The organism is Candidatus Uabimicrobium amorphum (genome assembly GCF_009002475.1).
Classification (GTDB): Bacteria; Planctomycetota; Uabimicrobiia; order Uabimicrobiales; family Uabimicrobiaceae; genus Uabimicrobium; species Uabimicrobium amorphum.
Genome location: NZ_AP019860.1, coordinates 7,576,394 through 7,596,297 on the forward strand (window position 1 = coordinate 7,576,394; position 19,904 = coordinate 7,596,297).

The 19,904-nt window shown below is 39.4% G+C and carries 13 protein-coding genes; 11 read left to right on the forward strand and 2 right to left on the reverse strand.

The window, feature by feature from the left end; all coding sequences use genetic code 11:
• Positions 1 to 5: 5 nt before the first annotated feature.
• From UABAM_RS26485 to UABAM_RS26515, 7 genes are all read left to right on the forward strand, one after another.
• Entirely contained in the window at positions 6 to 2,723 is a 2,718-nt protein-coding gene (locus tag UABAM_RS26485; protein ID WP_151971003.1) for a GTPase domain-containing protein, read from the forward strand.
• A 621-nt stretch (positions 2,724 to 3,344) separates the two neighbouring features.
• Positions 3,345 to 4,376 (forward strand): hypothetical protein, encoded by a 1,032-nt coding sequence (locus UABAM_RS26490; protein WP_151971004.1) that lies wholly within the window; start codon positions 3,345 to 3,347, stop codon positions 4,374 to 4,376.
• Positions 4,376 to 4,873, forward strand: coding sequence for a hypothetical protein (locus UABAM_RS26495; RefSeq protein WP_151971005.1), 498 nt, complete (start codon positions 4,376 to 4,378; stop codon positions 4,871 to 4,873). Before UABAM_RS26490 ends, UABAM_RS26495 begins: the two co-directional genes overlap by 1 nt.
• 74 nt (positions 4,874 to 4,947) lie before the next feature.
• Positions 4,948 to 6,843, forward strand: a complete 1,896-nt coding sequence (locus UABAM_RS26500) for a protein kinase domain-containing protein (protein ID WP_173013590.1) — start codon at positions 4,948 to 4,950, stop codon at positions 6,841 to 6,843.
• Between the two features lie 21 nt (positions 6,844 to 6,864).
• A complete protein-coding gene (locus UABAM_RS26505) occupies positions 6,865 to 9,720 on the forward strand; it encodes a hypothetical protein (protein ID WP_151971007.1) in 2,856 nt (951 codons plus the stop codon).
• 436 nt (positions 9,721 to 10,156) lie between these two features.
• On the forward strand, positions 10,157 to 11,266 hold the full coding sequence (locus UABAM_RS26510; RefSeq protein ID WP_151971008.1) for a tRNA dihydrouridine synthase: 1,110 nt from the start codon (positions 10,157 to 10,159) through the stop codon (positions 11,264 to 11,266).
• Between the two features lie 50 nt (positions 11,267 to 11,316).
• Positions 11,317 to 12,339 (forward strand): polysaccharide deacetylase family protein, encoded by a 1,023-nt coding sequence (locus tag UABAM_RS26515; protein ID WP_151971009.1) that lies wholly within the window; start codon positions 11,317 to 11,319, stop codon positions 12,337 to 12,339.
• A gap of 75 nt (positions 12,340 to 12,414) precedes the next feature.
• Here the strand turns inward: UABAM_RS26515 and UABAM_RS26520 are convergent, their stop codons facing one another.
• Entirely contained in the window at positions 12,415 to 12,807 is a 393-nt protein-coding gene (locus UABAM_RS26520) for a CBS domain-containing protein (RefSeq protein ID WP_151971010.1), read from the reverse strand.
• A gap of 372 nt (positions 12,808 to 13,179) precedes the next feature.
• Between UABAM_RS26520 and UABAM_RS26525 the strand changes: the two genes are divergently transcribed.
• The 4 genes from UABAM_RS26525 (at position 13,180) to UABAM_RS26540 (ending at position 19,133) form a co-directional block, all read left to right on the forward strand.
• Positions 13,180 to 15,816 carry a serine/threonine-protein kinase gene (locus UABAM_RS26525; RefSeq protein ID WP_151971011.1) on the forward strand — a complete coding sequence of 879 codons (2,637 nt, stop codon included), beginning with the start codon at positions 13,180 to 13,182 and terminating at the stop codon, positions 15,814 to 15,816.
• Positions 15,817 to 15,965: 149 nt separating this feature from the next.
• Entirely contained in the window at positions 15,966 to 16,640 is a 675-nt protein-coding gene (locus UABAM_RS26530) for an IS607 family transposase (RefSeq protein WP_151971012.1), read from the forward strand.
• The gene (locus UABAM_RS26535; RefSeq protein ID WP_151971013.1) at positions 16,546 to 18,180 is read left to right on the forward strand and encodes a zinc ribbon domain-containing protein; all 1,635 of its coding nucleotides are present in this window, start codon (positions 16,546 to 16,548) and stop codon (positions 18,178 to 18,180) included. The genes UABAM_RS26530 and UABAM_RS26535 overlap by 95 nt, the downstream gene beginning before the upstream one ends.
• 104 nt (positions 18,181 to 18,284) lie before the next feature.
• Positions 18,285 to 19,133 carry a TolB family protein gene (locus tag UABAM_RS26540; protein ID WP_173013591.1) on the forward strand — a complete coding sequence of 283 codons (849 nt, stop codon included), beginning with the start codon at positions 18,285 to 18,287 and terminating at the stop codon, positions 19,131 to 19,133.
• Between the two features lie 71 nt (positions 19,134 to 19,204).
• Here UABAM_RS26540 and UABAM_RS26545 read toward each other — a convergent pair whose 3' ends face one another.
• Entirely contained in the window at positions 19,205 to 19,822 is a 618-nt protein-coding gene (locus UABAM_RS26545; RefSeq protein ID WP_151971015.1) for a PEP-CTERM sorting domain-containing protein, read from the reverse strand.
• Between the last annotated feature and the right edge of the window lie 82 nt (positions 19,823 to 19,904).

The window sequence follows — 19,904 nt, forward strand, 5'->3', positions numbered from 1 at the left end:
TTTAAATGACTTTACTACTAGCGGGTAGCTCTGTAGTTTTTCTTATTTTGGGAATATATGGTTTCTACGCATATAAAAAGTTCCGCCGCGAAAAAATTGATGTGGAGATCGCGGTACTAGGGCACAGTGGTGCTGGTAAAACAACCGGTATTGTGCAACTGATAGATAAGCTCAACAACAAAAAATGCAAACGCATCTGGGGAAGCTTTGTCGAAGACAAAACCGAATTGGAACTTCGCGAATTGGATACTTTTATTGCCGACGAACCCACACATCGCCACACATATCACATGGTAGATAAGTTCATTCGCGAAGGAACAACACCGACATTGGGGCCTGAAGATTGCTTTCTCAACATTCATTACAAACATGTTGAAGAGGCAGATGTACAAGATGCAAAGCACCTAGTGCGCATGTACGATGTTCCTGGTGGAGATTTTGAAAAATTCCAACAAAACAATCAGCGTGGTTTAGACCTACAAAAGAAAATACAAAATTCTTGTGGGGTTTTGTTGTACATTGATGGGAAAAATCCTCCGCAAAACGATCATGTACAAATGTACAATGCCTATACCCAAGCAATCGAAAGGGCAGCAAAAGGCAAAAGCAATTTCCCGGTATGGCTTGCCATTACCAAGACAGACCTCATTGCAAAAAATCCATCTTCGGCCAAAGAGTTTTTACAAAAAAATGCCAAGCGTTTTGCCCCCATTTTGGAATTTTCTTCACATATAAAACCATATGCGCGACTCCAAAGCAAAACGCCGCAATCCAAGCACTATGACGGTGACATTACCGGATTCCGCGATTTTTACCAAGACGTATATTTGTTAATGCAAAAACAAAAGAAGAAAAAAACGCGTAAGACGTATTTGAGTTTGTTTGCAGGCATTGTCAGTGTATTTGCCTGTCTTATTCTCATCGCAGAAACGTTTGATCATTATCGTTACCATAAGCTAAAACTACAATTTGTCGCCGATATTTCCCCTACAGCCATGGACGGCAGTATACAAGAAATCGAAGGCAAAATAGATCGTATGAGAATGTTTCTAAAAAAATCCCCGCGTTCCGCGTTTGGTTACGGCTTTTTCTACAAAGAGAAAATCACCTCTTCTTTTGCACAAATTGCCACAGCAATTCACGAGCGCCTACAGGGAAATCGCATTACCAAAAAAAACATTCTCAACAACATAACACCACAGGCAAATACCAGTCGTGATATTATCACCAATATTGAGAAAGAAACAGACAAAGAAATTCGCAGACGCCGCAATTGGTTGCGCATACTCACCAAGATTCAAATACATTCGCATATAACAGTAGACCAAGTACAACAAATGGGAAAATTTCTCGATGTCGCGGAAAATTGTTGGTCAGAGTACAAGAAACTGAAAGGCAATGATCCTGTTGCCTACATTAATGTCGTTTATATATTTTCAACCATCGCCGCAGAAGAGCACGTTGTGGCACACCACTTGCGTTTTCTCATCGAATATCGCTGTGCGTTGGCCTTGGAAAATGTCAACACCCAAGCATTCAATGAGACATTTCCACAACGACTAGATCCATTAAACAAATGGATTCGCGTGGCAAAAGATGCGCGTGGTGAACAACGCTTCAAACAACTTCTGTTTGATGTCATTGAAAAAAAGGCATGGTATGCCCAAGACGAGCATTGGAAAACAGCGATAGATACACTACAACAAGAAGCCGAAAACAAAATCAGTACCAAAGATAAACTCGACTTGATTCTCGGTTTTCTACGCGAACGCGATCCTTTAAAAGGTTATCGTTTACATACCGATCGCGACTGCATTCCTCTTTACGTAGAGAAATATATACTAACGCGCTTTGTCGACTATTTTGTCACTTTGCAGGAAGAAAATAGTGCCAAACCTTTGGTGATGAAGGACAACAAAAACGAATATTTACCATGGTTTCACAATCTATTTTTGCAATCGCCCTACGTACGGCAACGCAGTACCCAGTCTATTCAGAAATTGCTCTCACAACTTCCGCCGCAAAAATACATTGGTTGCGAAGTTGTTATGTATTTCTTTAGCGAATATTTCCGCAGCAAATTTCACGAAATAAAAAACAGTGAATATCAAAAAGTACCGCAACAACTAGAGATCATCACCGCATGGATTTCACAAATACTCAAAGATCAACTTCCCGAAGACACATCTTTCGCGTATCGTTTCGTGGATAAATACACCTGGCGCGAAGAATTTGTAAAAATATGGAGTGAACGTTCCACACAGTTAAAAAACATAACGACTCCCAAAGAAGTGTCATTGAAAATTGTCGACTGCAAATTTGACAACGAAGGCAACCATCCTGTGTTCAGTGACGGGCAGTGCGAAAATGAATGGAACGATGAAACTTTTGAGCGCTACTATCTATATACGCGCATCACCCTAGACAAACAACTTCTCATTGTGGAAAAAGACGGTGTAGGTACTCTAAAAGATTGGCATCCGTGGCTTACCGTCAACTACGCATGGGTCGACTCCGATGGCGACACGGACCAAGAAGAGATTGTTGATGATGATATTTTGCAGCAACAACAAGTCAACTTTTGGCAGTTTACAAAAGTTGCGGAAAAAACCGACGAATATGTGGTCACTAAAACGTTGAAGAATAAGGTGAAATATGTGCTGCAACTACAGTGCAGCGAGTGGATTGTTCCGTGGCTTTTACATTATTGGTCTGAGGAGTAGTTGATTCGTTTTCAGATTGGTGCAATATAAGAAAAGAGTATTGTTTCCGTATTGGTGCCCTCACCATCGAATTAGCAGTTACAGCTACGCTGTAAGCTACTATTCTCATACCTCTCCCACAGGGAGAGGTGTAATGCTTCTCTTTTGTAAAAAACTAAATTCGCTTGAGTTGCGAGACAAAAGCAATCATGCAATACACTCTTTTGATGGATGTTGCATTGTGATACACATCAAAGAAAACGAATGGATACAAATTCAGACGTGTTACGCCTCTCCCGGTGGGAGAGGCATGAGAATTAAGGCTTTTAGCGAAGCTAAAACCTTAAATTCGATGGTGAGGGCACCCAATCTGTAAAAAACTAAATTCGCTTGAGTTGCGAGACAAAAGCAATCATGCAATACACTTTTTTGATGGATGTTGCATTGTGATACACATCAAAGAAAGCGAATGGATACAAATTCAGACGTGTTACGCCTCTCCCGGTGGGAGAGGCATGAGAATTAAGGCTTTTAGCGAAGCTAAAACCTTAAATTCGATGGTGAGGGCACCAACACGGAGAAGAACACCCAAAACAAACACTTAATCCAACAACAAGAAATACCCCAAAACGGAGAAAACGTATGAAAGTGGAATTTAGCAGCGGATATACCACAGACATTAGTAACACAAAAGACTACGACATCAAAGAATTTCCCGCACAAGTTCTGCCACAAATTCGCGAATCTTTAAACGCTTTTCTAAAGGAGCAATCCTTTCTCCAAGCGCAAAACAGCAAAATAGAAATAGATGCAGTGTTATTGTGGGGTTGCGACGCAAAAAAAAATATCAACTTTTGGTTACCGGCATGCCTGGACCACGACGTAACAGACCATGCGGGGCGCAAGACATTTCGATTAACAGGAAGTCTCGTCGTCAAGAGAAATAACCCCGTAGCAAGTTGGAATATCATCATATTGTCTTCGCAAAGAAAAGATCAAATACAACAATGGATCGCCAGTAGCAACTTTTTACAAATAGATCCCCAAGTGCGCCATTGGACAGAATTTTCGTTGGCTTACAACAAACAAAATCTTGAAGTCAAAGCTCTGAACAATAAACACGTAAAATTTATGGCAATAACAACTTTACTTGTTATTGCTCTTGTATTCGGTGTTTTTCACTTATACCGCAAAAATCAACAACTACAGTTACTGTCCCAACAAAATCAGGCGCAAGTGGCGCAATTGCAACAAAAAAACCGGCAACAGCAAGACAATATGGCTGCCCAACAACAACTTCTCAAAAATGCCGTACGTGAAGTCTTGAGTAAAAAACTACGTGCAAGCCAGGGCATACGTGCATGGGTACACGGTCGCTATCCTGTGATCGAACAAGTTTTTCACAAATTGGCAGCCGAAGACATGTTTGATGACGGACTACAAATGTTCTTAGAAATCGCCGACAGCGATCAAAGTTTGCGCGAATGGCTCAATAACTACGAACCGGGATTTGTGTACGATGCACAAAATAACAGCGTAGAAACAAACGTAAAACAAAAAATTATCAGCGAGGGAAAAGTAAATCAATACAAAGCGATCGCTTACTATGTGGGCGTTTTGCAGCTTTATAAAAATTTTATCAATAGCAACTCTAACATAAAGGATAAAAGATAATGCGAAAATCAAACACAACCGGAGAGGCGGCTATATTGGCCATTGTTGTTATTTTACTCATAGCGGCCGGTGCTGGCGCGTGGTTTTACATGATGAGTTACGATGGCGAAAATCAGATAAACTTCATAAAAGAACAACAGTATCAGCGAGCCAAAGCAATTCTCGATCCTATTTTTACCGACAACAGCAGTTTCGATTCTTTCAAAAAAGATGTGGTACGCGACAAAATAAGACTTTATCTCGACTACGTATACGAAAGATTACAACCGGTCATCGACAAACACAACGACAGCGCAAAATTTGTAGAAGAAATCCACCATTGCGTAAATAACAGACAACTCAGCGCCGAAGAGATGGCGGGTGTGAAAAAATTTGTGTACGAAACTCAAGAAGAAAGTAGTTTTCAGGGCAAATTTGGCCCCGAGTTATTCAAAAAAAATAAAGATATTTACATTTTACTAGCATATGAGAAACTGAATTCTTTACTGGGAAACTAGAGTGCTAACAATAGATTCTGAGTAAATAAAGTATGCGTTTTATTTACTCAGAATTGCTAAACAGAAAGAAAATCATGACGCAACCGAATAACACAAAAATGTTCGGGCAATACACTATTTACAAACAAATAGGCGCCGGAGGGATGGGAGCAGTTTACCAAGCTTTCGACAATAAGTTACAACGTCCTGTTGCCATTAAAATCATTACAGGACAAGGGGTCTCGCAGTCCGAAGTAAAGCGCTTTTTACGTGAAGCACGGGCAATGGCACAATTAGATCACGAAAATATCATTAAAATTTACGATACTGGTCTTGCTCCGACGCCATTTATTGCAATGGAATACATCGAAGGAAGTGACTTATCTACGCTGATAAAAATGTCACAAATAAACACACAGCAACTCATAAAGGTGATCATCGACACCGCAAAAGCTTTGTCAGTGACGCATAAGGCTGGTATCATACACCGCGATATCAAACCATCGAACATTATGATCACCAAAAATCACGTTGCCAAACTGATGGACTTTGGACTTGCGAAAGTGGAAGAAGATCAACAACTTTCGAAAAGTGGCTCGGTGATTGGTACACCCGCCTACATGCCTCCAGAACAAGTACAGGGAATTGTGAAACCAACCAACGACATATACTCTCTTGGTGCCGTTTTGTACGAGGGGCTAACGGGACGACCTCCTTTCGAGGGCGAAACTTCGATTAACATACTTGCGCAAATTATGATGGAAGATCCCATACCTCCTAGAGATTTAAACCCCGACATTTCTCCGTATTTGGAAGCGATTAGTTTAAAGTGCTTGCATAAAAAACCAGCGAAGAGATACACCTCTGCCACAGAATTCGCCAGAGATTTACAAAACTTTGTACAAAACCGTCCAATACAGGCCAAACCATACACACGTGTGGATAGGTTCAGAAAACTAGTATCGCGTAACAAATTAGCCTCCGGTTTAGTCGGTGCATTGTTTATTTCCCTGGTGTCAATTATTGTGATTTTGTGTCTTGCCTTTCTGGAGTTACAAAGAAAAAACAGAGAGATTCTTCGACGAGACAAAGTGATTGACCAAGAAGAAGGATACAAAGGCGATATCTACGGCCAAATATTATCCTATGCCATGGAATTAGTGGATGTTAAAAAAATCGTCCAAGACCAATCTCTTGCCGACAAATTTTCACTATACATGAACAACCTCAGAAAAATCGGTCCAAAAAATCTATTCACCGCTGATCCGCAAATTGCTAATGAATACTTTACCGCCTTTCTCTTTCCCGGCTCACCAAAACAAAAATTACAAAAATACAGCGCCATTATTGAAAAAAATCCATTTATCGTTGTTTTATCCGCACGTATAGAAATTTATATAGATTTAAAAATGTATGACGAGGCAAAAAAAGACTGTCGCACAATCATCGGTCTCAATTCTACCATAAGTATGGGCTACTGGTTACTCGCCAAAGTTTTATATCACGACAAAAAATACCAACAAGGCCTAGAAGAAATTGAAAAAGTGTTTGTTAAGAAAGTCGAAGCACATCAACCGTACCTGTGGCGGGGTTTAATTCATGTCCAGTTAAAAAATTACGAAAAAGCGATTGAAGATCTAAGCGTTGTCATGGAGAAGAGAAAAGGGCATATGGCATATATGTATCGTGGAAACGCATACTTAGGTTTAAAAGATTACCCCAAAGCGATCGAAGATTACAAAATAGCTCTTGAACTTGCTCCGAATGTCGCGCGGTTAAATTCGTTTTTAGCGCTAGCTTATCAAAATTTAGGGAACAACGACAAAGCCATCATGTATTATGAAAAATATGCCGACATACTTTTCAAAAAGAAAAGATATACTTTGGCCATCGGCAATTGGCGTAAAGCAGTAAAACTCACAGAGAAAAAATCTCCTGAACGCAAGAGACTCAGAGCAAAAGTCCACAAAGCCCAAAAGCTAAAAAAATAGTCGTTTATGAAAGGTTCTGAGATGGATTTATCGCAAATTGTCAACGCATTGATACAAAACCATACACATCGCGACTTTTTAGTCGCGGTACTGCAATGGGAAGCTTTCCATGGTAACAATAAGCGTTGGAAAGAAATCACCGATTTATTTTTCCACCACATTCATAATAAAACCTCGCAGCAAAAAATAGCCGCGTACTACTTGCATCAAATTTCGCAGAATAATCGCATCAATGTATCTTACCTACAAGAACAAAAGAATAAGGTATCACAAACTTTGCTACACAAATCCGCAAGAGTAAACGACAAGAGTGTGCGCTCTCATGTTGCCGGTGTGATCACCAAACCAAGCTGTGTTTACATATACAAAAAACGTACATTCCCCCGGAATATAGATCCGTATTTATTTGCGGTATCTACACTGGAAAGTATTTGTAAGTGCTTTGAGGTGGAGAAAAAACAACTGTTAGAATGTGTGTACAAAGGTATTCTACAAGTATCCTACCAACGCACAGAAGTGGTCTTCGATTATGCGGAAATTTTCACATTACTCCTCCATCGTTATGAGAACGACAAATTTATCGAAATAACAGATGACACCATTTTACCACTGGTGGCCCAAGGACAGCTTATCGCCGTATATGGCAACAAAAAACTATACGTGCGAAAATCGGATTTGGCGGTATACCGCGATATCGAAGGTCTCGATTCCATTGTTCTTCGCGACATAAAAATCGCCAAAACCCCTTCATTTATCGATACATTACCTATTCGCAGGATTCAAAGATCACTGGGCCTAAAAGAATCTCCCATAGAGGAACCTCCTGCCCCCCCGAAGCCAAAACCTTCTCGTATACGATACAGTAAAGTAAAAGTTAAGGGGAAAAAAGCAGCGGCCATGCCCAGAGACGTGGGCAAGGAATTTGCCCGTTTTAAAGCCAAAAAAAAGTTAGACAAAGAGGAACGCGAAGGGCGTCGTGAGGAACCGTTGCCCGAAATAATAGAGGAGGAAAAACTACGCAAAGTTGAAGAGGAAAAGTTATCGCGCAAGGTCGAAGAAAAAAAGGTCGAAGAAAAAAAACGTGAAGAAAAAGAGCGTGAGGAAGATATCGACGACCGCACAAAAGGGAGAATGACGGAACCAACGATTCTACTTCCTTCGAGCGAAGAACTTTCGTCAAGCGATGAAGTACTTATCGTAGAAGAAGATCGTTCCGAAACTTTATTAGATATCGATGATTTAGATGAGCCAACAACCACTACGACAGTACCAACGGTTGACTTTTCCTCTTCTGACTTTGACGATTCTTCCGCGGCAGAGGAAAAAACCATGACAGAGGAACTCACATTTGAAGAAGACAGTGGGTCTTATGTTCTAGAGTCTTCCGACGATGTATTGATCGATTCTTCGGGAGAAATCCTCGAAATAGAGGGAGACCCCGACATGGAGACTTTTATTGAGTCAGACACTGGCTTACAAAAAGAACCTCTAGAGATCGATGGTGATGTTACCGATAAGTCTGACCTCAAAGAGCTTGCCGACGAGCGGCAAATAGCACCATTTGATGAAGAACCTACATTAGAACAACCGACCATACAACCCAGCGTAACCAGAGCGGCCGGACGTGCACCTGCCGCTGGTGGTCTCTACGCCCCAGAAGAATTTACGCGAATGGAGAAAAAAAAAGGCTTTTCGGTTTTTAATGCCATATTCCAAATCGTTGCCTTTGTTCCGCGAGTGATTGCTTACAGCGTCGCCTTTACTTTTCTCGCGGTAAAAGGTATTGTCGTCGGTATGGTGAACGTTGTGAAAAATTTTGCCACGTGGTTGAAACGTAAATGCACCAAAGAAGTGGCGGGAATTGAAATCCCCCTATTTGAGGTTTTTTTAAGCGAAGACGCAGGACAACCAGGGATTATGGAGAGAACCATCGCCCAATCGCGATTACTCATCTCTACTTTACAAGCGACCATTGGTCTACGTGTGGTGATGCTCATCAACTTATTTGACAACCTTCTCGAATTTGTTGCTGGTTATATCAATAATATTTACCGTACGTGGAAAATAAGCAAAAGTATTCACAAACGACTATCTCGACGCGACAAGAAAAGGCAAATACAGGGGCTTTACGAAGACCTCAATGTTGTGCGCCACCAGATTTCACGCCTGCTATGTTTGCCGCATTTTTGTCCATATACCAACAATTCCTTACCACAAAGTAATCTACAAGAAACATTTGCTCTCGAACTTGTCTTAGAAATTCGCTATCGCCTCGACGAGATGAAACGCGACTTATCCATATTCACCGTACAGCAGATGACCGCTACAGCCAAAAAGTCAGTGTGGGACTTTATAACGAGTTTTATTCCCAACCCCACAGAATTAATTACTCCGTGGAAGGATTTTGTTATTTTTGCCTTTTTTATGCGTTATTCGCGCCGCGATTTATACACGATGTACACGGAAGTATTGATGAGCTATAAACACATTGTTCTCTGCCTGGATGACGAAGAACAATTCCCTACCGCCGACTATGAACAAAGTATGACAAAGTACATAAACAAAATGTACGAGAAACGCGATATTGAATTGCATATTGAAGAATGTCGTTTACAATTACAGCGTATCATTCAAATGCTGGCAAATGCACATAAAATAGTAGAGGTTCGTTGTTTACAACTCGAAGACTTATGGTTTGAGTGCCGCAACAACAGCAAAGAACACCTAGGTGTGCGTTTTCATTTAGAATGGGAAAAAAGAATAAATCGTCACGTAGAAAAACACATAAGGGCAAAAAATCCGTGGCATCGACGCGAAAAATTACTTTTCTATCGTCGTTATCGTTTACAAAAAAAACTGGCAGCAAAGTTCATTTAAACTATAATGAGTAGCATTGTATAAAGCTATTTTTGGAAGAAATATGCTGGTATGCGACGCCCCCACAGGGCTGCAGAGCAGCGATTGCTCCCCAACGGGCTGATAAGGGTAGGTTTTTTGTTAAGTGCATACGAAGAAAAGAGATAAAAACTCTTAAACTACAAATCTCCAGGTTGTCATCCCTGGCTTGACCAGGAGCCTAGGCGCTTTCAAGTCGAATCTATATTGCTGGTTTCCCGCTTCCGCGGGAATGACAACCCTGGGAAAATTTAGCTTGAAGAAATATCTTTTTTTAACTACAAGTACCTTTTATCAAATGTTTTACAAAAAACCTACCCTGACAGCACATTGTGGCGGCATCGCACACCAACATACTCCTTCCCAAAACAGCACCTAATCTAAAAAACATTCAACAAAAAAATCGGGAATAAATTGCATGGAGAATTTTTTTGCACAGCCGATTAACATTGGCAATTTAAAACTGAAAAATCGTATATTTCTCGCTCCCCTTGCAGGTGTTAGTGATATACCATTTCGTCGTATTTGTCAAGAATTTGGCGCGGGCTTAACCTATGTGGAAATGTTATCGGCCAACGCGGTAAACTACGTAAATGAAAAAACGCTACGCATGCGCGCGCGTCACCCAAGTGAAGAAATACTCGGCGTTCAAGTAACGGGTCCAACACCAGAAGATTTGGCAAAAGCCGTCGAAAGACTCGACCAAGAAAACTTTGACACCATCGATATCAACATGGGATGTCCGGTAAAAAAAGTAGTGAAAGCCAATTGCGGAAGTGCGATTACCAAAGACACGGAATACATGTCCGAAGTGGTTGCGGCAGTGCGTGCAGTAACCTCCAAACCACTGTCGACAAAATTTCGCATCGGTTTTGATCGCGTCAATGTAGAAGACTCCTCTTTGTGTTCGGTCAAAAACAACGTAGAAATGTTTACGATTCATGGACGTACCGCACAACAAAACTATTCCGACGCTGTTGATTTTGCCAAAATAGCCGACGGAATTAACGCCGGAAAGGGCTACAAAAGTGACGTCGTCACTGTGGGAAATGGAGATATTTTTGACTATCAATCCGCATTGCGTATGCATGAACAAACAGGATGCGACGCGATCATGATCAGTCGTGGTTCGTTGGGAAATCCGTGGATTTTTCGCGAAATTTTGCAAGGAAAACCAGTGCACCCTACCGTAGAAGAGTGGTTGGACGTCATCTTACGTCAATTGCAGTACCACGAAGAGCACTACGGAGACAATGTGCCCACAACGCGAATGGCTCGCAAATACTTTGTATGGTACGCGAAAGGTTTTCCAGGTTGTAAGACATTTCGCAATCAATTACAGCAAGTAAACTCGTTAAAAGAGGCACGAACTCTGTTTAAGGGTTTCGCCGCGACACTTCCCAAAACGTTGGTTCGTTACCAAGGGCTTTCTTTTAAAGAAGCACAACACATCAAACACGGTTACGACCCAAAATATGACATGGATCGCAAGCTCGACCGTGGAGTCGGAACCGAATGCATGGAGTAACAAAAGAAATCCATAACAAGTGTTAACATTCACCTGAAAGAGGTCATTTTATGTATCGCGTTTTTTGTTTATTACTTTGTATGATCGCGTATTGTACAGCGCAGAGTTTAGCAGAGGCATTGGGTTATAAAAAAGATGATCGCGTCATTATCATTAACGCTGATGATTATGGAATGTGTCACGCAGAGAATATGGGAACGCATAAGGTGTTCAAAGCGGGTATTGTCTCTTCAGCAACCATGATGATTCCTTGTCCATGGATTCATGAGAGCATCAGATACATTAAAAGACGCAAACTGCAAAATATTGGAGTTCATGTCACACTTACCAGTGAGTGGAAATACTATCGTTGGCGGCCAATTAGTGGTGACAAGAAAACATTGATTGATCGCGAAGGTTATATGTGGCGTGAATCGAAACAGGTAGAGCTCAATGCTAGTTTAAAAGAAATCGAAGAGGAGGTACGTGCACAACTTGATTACGCACTACAACGTGGTGTAAACCTTTCGCATTTTGATTCACATATGGGTTCTTTTTATGGCACAGAAACCAATCGTATAGAACTCATGGCAATGGCTCTGGCGTTGTCATATGAGTACGGACTTCCATTTCGCATTCCTTACTTTGACATGACCGATCCTTTTCGCAAAAAAGGTTTAGCAATCCTCGATCATTTGGAAAGAGGTTTTAAAGCTCCCAGAGGTATGCCACAAAGGCGCGAATATTATTTCAACCTGTTTAAAAATCTGCCTCCTGGAGTAACGGAAGTGTATATTCACCCAGCATTGGCCAATGAAGAACTCAAAAACATTACCAATGCACATCAAATGCGCCAGGATGACGTTGACATTTTTACGGACCCACAGCTAAAGAAAGTCATTGAAGAAAATAACGTCCACGTGATTAGTTTTGAGAAACTCAAAGAGTGGCAAAGAAAACAAACCAAGTGGCGCAAAGGGCTAAAGGCAAGTGATGTTTTCCCAGAGTATCTAAAAATTTTACAAGAAAAGGCCGCAACTTCTATGATATGGAAAGTAATGACGCGTAATCAAAAAATTTGGCAGCATAAATAACGATAGCCGTAGCAAACAACTACGGCTATATAATCAACACATCAATACAATACAATTTTTATGAAGGAGATTTATTTATTTTTTATTTTTAGGAACATAACGGTGTTCTTCAACAAGTGCCAGAAGATCAAAAGAGCTTAAAATACCCACAAGTTCTTGTTCATGAGTGACGAGAACATGGTGTATTTTATGGTTGCGCATTAATCTTGCGGCCTGATGAACGCCATTATACTGAGGAATGCGATATACACGCTCAGTCATGACGTTGCTCACGGGAGTAGTTGGCTTGTGTTCATCGGAAAGATCCATAGAGGTGACTATTCCTACAGGTACATTCTCAGAATCAACAATGGGAACTGCGTGAATAGAATTGTTTTGCATTAGTTTGCGAATGTGATCAATCGTATGATGTTTTTGTGCAGTAATGACGTTTTTTGCCATTAGATCTGCGACTTTTACTTGTGCCATATGTATGTTCCTAAATAGTGTAGTGCTTAACTTGCTATAAACAAACTTAACATAGCTGAGAGTATAAGCAAATTACATGCCATAATTTAATTAACAATAAAAAACATATTCATATTATAACGAAACACAACCATAAATCATTATAAATAAAAATACAATGTTATTTGGCTGCCATTCATGCTCATTTGCCACAACTTTGTGTGGTCATTTAACATGATGGTGAACAGTGTAAAGGCACATAAACCTTTCACAATACAAACGTATAAAATCGCTCCAAGACTAATCTCTTCTCACATAAACGACAGCGCTTAACGTTTCGTATAGAGTTTTATTTGGCATACTCTTTACAACAGAAAAGTTACGGAGAAAAAAATGGACAAAACTCATGTGCAAGACCAAACAAAGCGACTTATTGACAATGGCGCGGAAACTTTTCCGAAGACATTTGCCAAATACCGTATTGAAAAAGAGTTGGGAAGAGGAGGCATGGGTGCCGTTTATAAGGCTTACGATACGCAAAGTAAAATTTGGGTTGCCTTGAAACGCATCACGAAAGAAAACGTCGGCCGCCAAACCATGGAACGATTTCTACGTGAAATTGCAACAACCGCAAAACTCAACCACCCCAACATTGTGCGCTTATACGAATCCGGTATGTCCCCACAACCTTACTTTACGATGGAGCATATAGAAGGCTATACTCTTTCCCACGCCATTCACAATCGTGAACTTGGAGAACAAAAACTGCTTGATATTATCATTCAGGTATGTAAAGGATTATTGCATGCTCATCGTAACAAGGTCATGCATCGCGATATTAAGCCCTCCAACATAATGGTGACAAAAGACGGTGTGATTAAAGTGATGGATTTTGGATTGGCCAAATTAGATGCTTCCCAAACCCAAGATTTATCCAGAACAGGAAACGTGGTCGGAACTTTTTTTTACATGCCTCCCGAGCAAGTCCTTGGCAAAGCCACTTACAAAAGCGACATATACTCCGTGGGGGCCGTTATCTATGAGGCGCTGACGTATCGCACTATTTATCAGGGGGAAAGCCCGATGAATGTGATGTATCAGATTCTCAACGAAAATCCCATTCCTCCGCGACAACTCAATCCAGAAATATCCCCTTACTTTGAAGCCATATGTTTAAAATGTATCGCCAAAAAAGAAAATAATAGATATAAAAGTCTACGACAATTACTTCAAGAATTAGAAAATTTTCGCGACGACAAGCCTATTATTGCCAAAAAATACACCAAATGGGATGCTGCGAAAATTTTTATGTCACAACATAAAATTATTGTTGGTAGTCTGACGTGTATTTTCGTAATTTTTATTGCGGCATTTACTTTCACACTAAAGGCATGGAGCGACTCAGAGCAAGCTAGGTTTAGGGCAGAACAAGCGGTACAAAAAAAGGAGCAACAGCAACGAGAAATACGTTCCTCTCTCCACAAAGTTATGAAGATTCTCAACTATGCGATGTATCACCATGAACCTTTACGTGAAGACAAAAAATTTTGCGAGCTGTCGTATCAAATTCTTCCTGACATTGAAAAGTATGGCCATAGCGACAAATGGCACTTCATAAAAGCGTATATCGCAGGAAACGCTGGTGAAGACCAAAAGAGCATGGAGTACTACAATAAAGCAATAATAAATGACCCCAAAAACGTGGAAAACTACATCAATCGCGGAAGACTATACGCTCAGTTAGGCAAAATCAATGAAGCATTCGTAGATTACAATAAAGCCATAGAACTTAAACCTAGTCACTTTCAAGTGTACTTAAATCGCGGTATCGAATATTTTAAACAAAAACAATATGAAAAGGCTCTTCGCGATTACAACAAAGCCATAGAACTTTATCCTTCGTTTTTTGACGCTTACATGAAACGCGCTCTTTTTTATGCGACCACAAAACAATATACAAAAGCAGTCGTTGATTACAGCAAAGCTATTGAAATCAATTCTCACTCCTACCAAGGTTACATAAATCGTGGCATTCTGTATTTAAATTTACAACAATACGCAAAAGCTCTTCGTGATTACAATAAAGCCATAGAACTTAAACCTGAGCTACCTTTGCTATATGCACAACGTGGACACTTTTTTTACAATACAAAGCAAAATCGTAAAGCGTATCATGATTATACAAAAGCCATCGACATGAAATTACGCGATTTTAAGGTTTATCATTTCCGTGGTATGATTTACCAACTAACCTTCAAAAAATATAACGAAGCTGTCCACGATTACACAATGGCCATAAAGATTGCTCCTAAAAATATAGACAGTTACTACCAACGTGCACAAACGTATACATCACAAAAAAAATACCGCGACTCTATTCGCGACTACACAAAAGTTATTGAAATGAATGATCGACATGCAGAAGCTTACTTCCATAGAGGTATTGCTTACAGTAATGTAAATGACTATGACAAAACTCTTCGCGATTACAATAAAGCCATTGCAATTCATCCGCAGTATTTTCAGGTATATAACAATAGAGGTAACCTATATGCCGATGTAAAAGATTACGACAGAGCACTTTTCGATTACAATAAAGCCATTGCGATTAATCCACGTTACTTTAAAGCTTATGACAGTCGCGGTAACTTATACAAAAATCAAAAAAAGTACAGAAAAGCTCTTTCCGACTATAATAAAGCCATACAACTTGCGCCAAATTTTTCTAGACTATACAATAATCGCGGTAATCTTTATTTTTCTCTCAAGGATTATCAAAAAGCACTAAACGACTACAATCACAGCATAAAACTCCAACCAACTTTTTTTGAAATTTATTATAACCGTGGTTATCTATACCTACACCTAAGGAAATACAACCTAGCCATAAACGATTTCAAAAAAGTAGTGCCGATGTCTCAGACATTTCCAGAGGTATACAAAAATTTATATATTTGTTACAAAGCGCAAAACAAAAACAAAGAAGCGCAACGCTATTTGCAAAAATTTCAACAACAAACAAATAAGTAGGGCACACGACAGCAACCCTTTTAATTATAAAAATCTAAAGTAGATGTATTTAAGAAATTGCAAGAGAGGTATTTTTTTACGGCAAATATACGGTTTCCTATTGAGTTATTTTCATTATAAGATATAATAACAAAAATATATAAAAACCCATGTCAGAAGAAAAAATAATGGCATGGATTAGTATCGGTAAAGTTGCTGCTCTTTTTGGTGTTACAACACAAGCGATCAGGTTGTGGACATATGAAGGAAAGCTATCAGCAAGAAGAACGTTAGGTGGTCACAGAAGATATAACCTGGAAGAAATAGAAAAAATACTAGGAATAGAAAGCAAAAACAAGAAAACAGTGTTGTACTCAAGAGTAAGCGCTCACGACCAGAAAGAAGATTTGCTAAGGCAGAAGAAAGAGTTACGGGATTACATCGAAAAACAAGAACATTGCAACGTAGTGGAAATATCAGAAATAGGTTCAGGGTTGAACTATGCAAAACGTGGATTGAAAAAGTTACTGAATCTAATACTAAGTGGTGGCGTAAGGCGAATAGTAGTCTCATACAAAGATAGGCTGATGCGCTTTGCAACGCAAATACTGGAACAGGTATGTGCAGCAAAAAATGTCGAAATAGTGATCCTTAACGAAAGACCACAAAAAAAGTTTGAAGAGGCAGTAGTTGAAGATGTTTTATGTGTGCTAACCGTTTACTGTGCAAAGATCTACGGAAGACGATCGCATGAGCGAAGAAAAAAAAGACAAAATAAAAAATGGTCAGGTACTGGCATATCCCATAGTGATAGAAGAAAAGAAAGTAGCAGAAAAACTACGTGAAACATTGGAATATGTGCAGCAAAAAAGCAACGAGTACCTGGAGTTTGCTCATGAAAACAGATTGTATAATGTGTTTGATAAAAACAAAAGTAAGTACTCTTACAAAGTACTTGAACCAATATTTGTAAAGCTGTACAGGCAAAGTAAACTACCAAGTAGAATAAATCGTGGGGTGCTGGAGATTGTCGGACGTACGATGCGCCAGGTGAGAGATCGCAAGCGAGTATTTGACTTGCTGATGAAAAAAACACAAGACCCAAAGAAGTGGACGAGCAAACTCCTGGTAAAAGATGGTATCTACATAAAAATAGATTACATAAAAAACATCAAAGAGCAGGTGATCAACTACAAACGCAAAAACAACAACGAGCTACCACAAGATTTCTATGCCCTACAAAAGCCACCAAAAGTAAAAAAGAAGATACTCACATATGCCCCAGATGATGGTCAGGCAATCAAAATAGAAAAGAAAAACAACAAAGTAGTTGTTAGTTTTAAAGTGATTGACAGAAAAAATGGAGCAATCAAGTGGTATTGGCTCAAAACAAACATCAAACTTCCGTTATTTTTAGAAGACAAACATATCACTTCTCCAGATATTCGTTTTGAATGTGTTAGAGGTAATTACTTACCTGTACTTGATTTCAAGGTAACAATAGAGAAGCCTCAAAAAATAGAAAGTGGTAACTTCATCACTTTTGACTGGGGAGTTCGCAAGCTCACCACTTTGTGTGTGTTTAACGAAAAAGGACAACAACTTTCTCAACCACATTTTGTCAATTTCTCAAGAGTGCAGGATAAGTTGCAGCGTATCTACAAAGATATTGACCACTGGAAAAGTAAACGCGACAAACTCGCCCATAAAGATTCTTTGTTCAAAAAGTGTAACAGAGAAATTGCTAAAAGATGGAGCAAAATAACAACTCTTAATAAGGAAATTGCTCACACCACTGCAAACATCATTGTTTTCTTTGCCCAACACTTCAACTGTTCGAAAATCTACTGCGAAAATCTCAAATCACTTAAGTCACAAAAGAAATCAAAAGATAAAAATCGCGAAATCAACACCACTGTTCGTCAGAAAATCATGAGTCTAGTCGACTACAAGGCTCGTTTGTGTGGGATCACTCTGGCAAAGCCTGTTCACCCGGCAGGTACCAGTTCTCTTTGCCCTCGATGCTCTCACAAAGGACAACACATTAAAGCCTCTGACAATAAACAAAAAATACACAAAACTTTTTCGTGGTTTCACTGTGCAAAATGCAAATTTTCTGCGGATCGCGATTATGTTGCCTGCATCAATATTGCTCGCAAAGTTCTCTTCAAAAAGAATCTCAAAAAATGTACAAAAACAGTCGTCTATAAGAAGACTCGTTTGCCTGATTCACTGTTTCGTCAGGACGCTGGTGCTAAAACCCATTGCACCAGTCACATTCATTACTTGAAGGGCTGGATACACTCTGTATCTTTATCTTCCATGGTCGTACAAAAGAGTTTTAATTCTTTTAAAGGTACTATCTTTGGAATCCTTCGTGTATGAGTGTTATACACTACTTTAGATTTTTTAGTCTAAATAGAAACGGTCTATGATCAACATCCCTAAACAAAATCAATACAGAATTTTACATGGGTAAGGAAAAGAATATGAAGTGGATATGTATATTTGTACTTGTCAGCATGTGCTATGCACAAATGGATACCGAAATTTACTTATTTGATTTAGATAATCAAGATGGTGTGTATAAATTGGTAAATGAAAAAAATATAACCAATCGCAATGGCTACGACAACCAACCGTATTTTTCTCTCGATGGCAAATATGTGTACTATAGTTCTATTCACGGAGAAAAAAATTCGGACATTTATCGCTATTGTATTGCGGACGGAAAAACACAGCAAGTAACTACAACAATTGAGGCAGAGTATTCGCCAACTATACTTGACGCGCAACATAGTTTCTCAACTGTACGTGTCGAGAAAGACAACAAACAACGCATATGGAAATTTACAGGACACAAACCGCAATTGGTTGCCGGACACATTGAGCAAATAGGCTATCATTGTTGGTTAAGCAATACCACTATTGCTATTTTTCGCATCGAAAAAACCATGAACTTGAAAATAATCTATACAAATAGTACCGAAATGAAACATGTGGCAAAGAATATCGGTCGAGCTTTAGTACTCGATCCTCGTGACAAAAAATTACTGTACGTAAGCAAAGACAATCCGAAAGAGTCTACTATTTGTAAACTTCATGATTTAGAAACTTTAAAAATACAACAAGTGACCAAAACGATAGGAAAAGGGGAGGATTTCGCTTGTACAATGCAAGGTGAAATTATTATGGCCGATGGCAACAAGATTTACATGTACCAAAAAGACAGTTGGAAAATAATTTTTGATGGCAAAGACAGATTCTCTGGTATTTTTAACAGAATTGCTATTAACCCTGAGAATACTCAAATATGCGTTGTCTACCAAGGTAAATAATAAATAAAAATGCGTATGTATTCAACTAAAACATACGCATCTCTGCTTTATTAGTAGATAAATGATATGCACTAATTGCGGTTGGTAGGTTTTTTGCGGAAGCAAAAAATAACAACCCCTAACAGAAAAAAACCATATGTAGACGGTTCAGGAATGGGGCTTACAGAAAACACAAGGTTATCAATAGCTGGACGTCGACCGTTACTGTTGTGGTCAATTCGAACGCGAAATTGATTCGCAGATAACCCACTTAAATCTCCTGTAGGACTGAACGTTTGATAAAACGGTAGGTTAGTTTCAAAATCCTCGGAGGCAATAAATGATCCTCCAGCATCAAGTGCTTGAACAATAGCGCGACCAGGATTACCAAAAGGACTTGCACTAAAACTATCGCGAACATCAATCGAAACCAATTCGATTAAAGCTCCGCTAGAGTGACTGATATTTACATTCAGAGGTCCAGCAAAGTTACTGCCGTGACGTAATTCTACATCACCACTAAAAGTATTAAAATCGAACGTACTACTGGTTCCTTCTACATTGATCGTTCCACCAAAACCATCTGACTGGGTATAGGTGAATGTCGTGGCACTTGTAATATTAAGTGTACCCGACGACCAATCGATTGTAAAAGTTTCTGCTGACACAGAGATTACAAACATTAATGCTATTATAATACATCTTTTCATCTCAATCTCCTTCATCTAGAATTCAATATATAAGTATAACAAATGAAAACAATAAAGATAGTAAAATCAATCTAAGATGGCA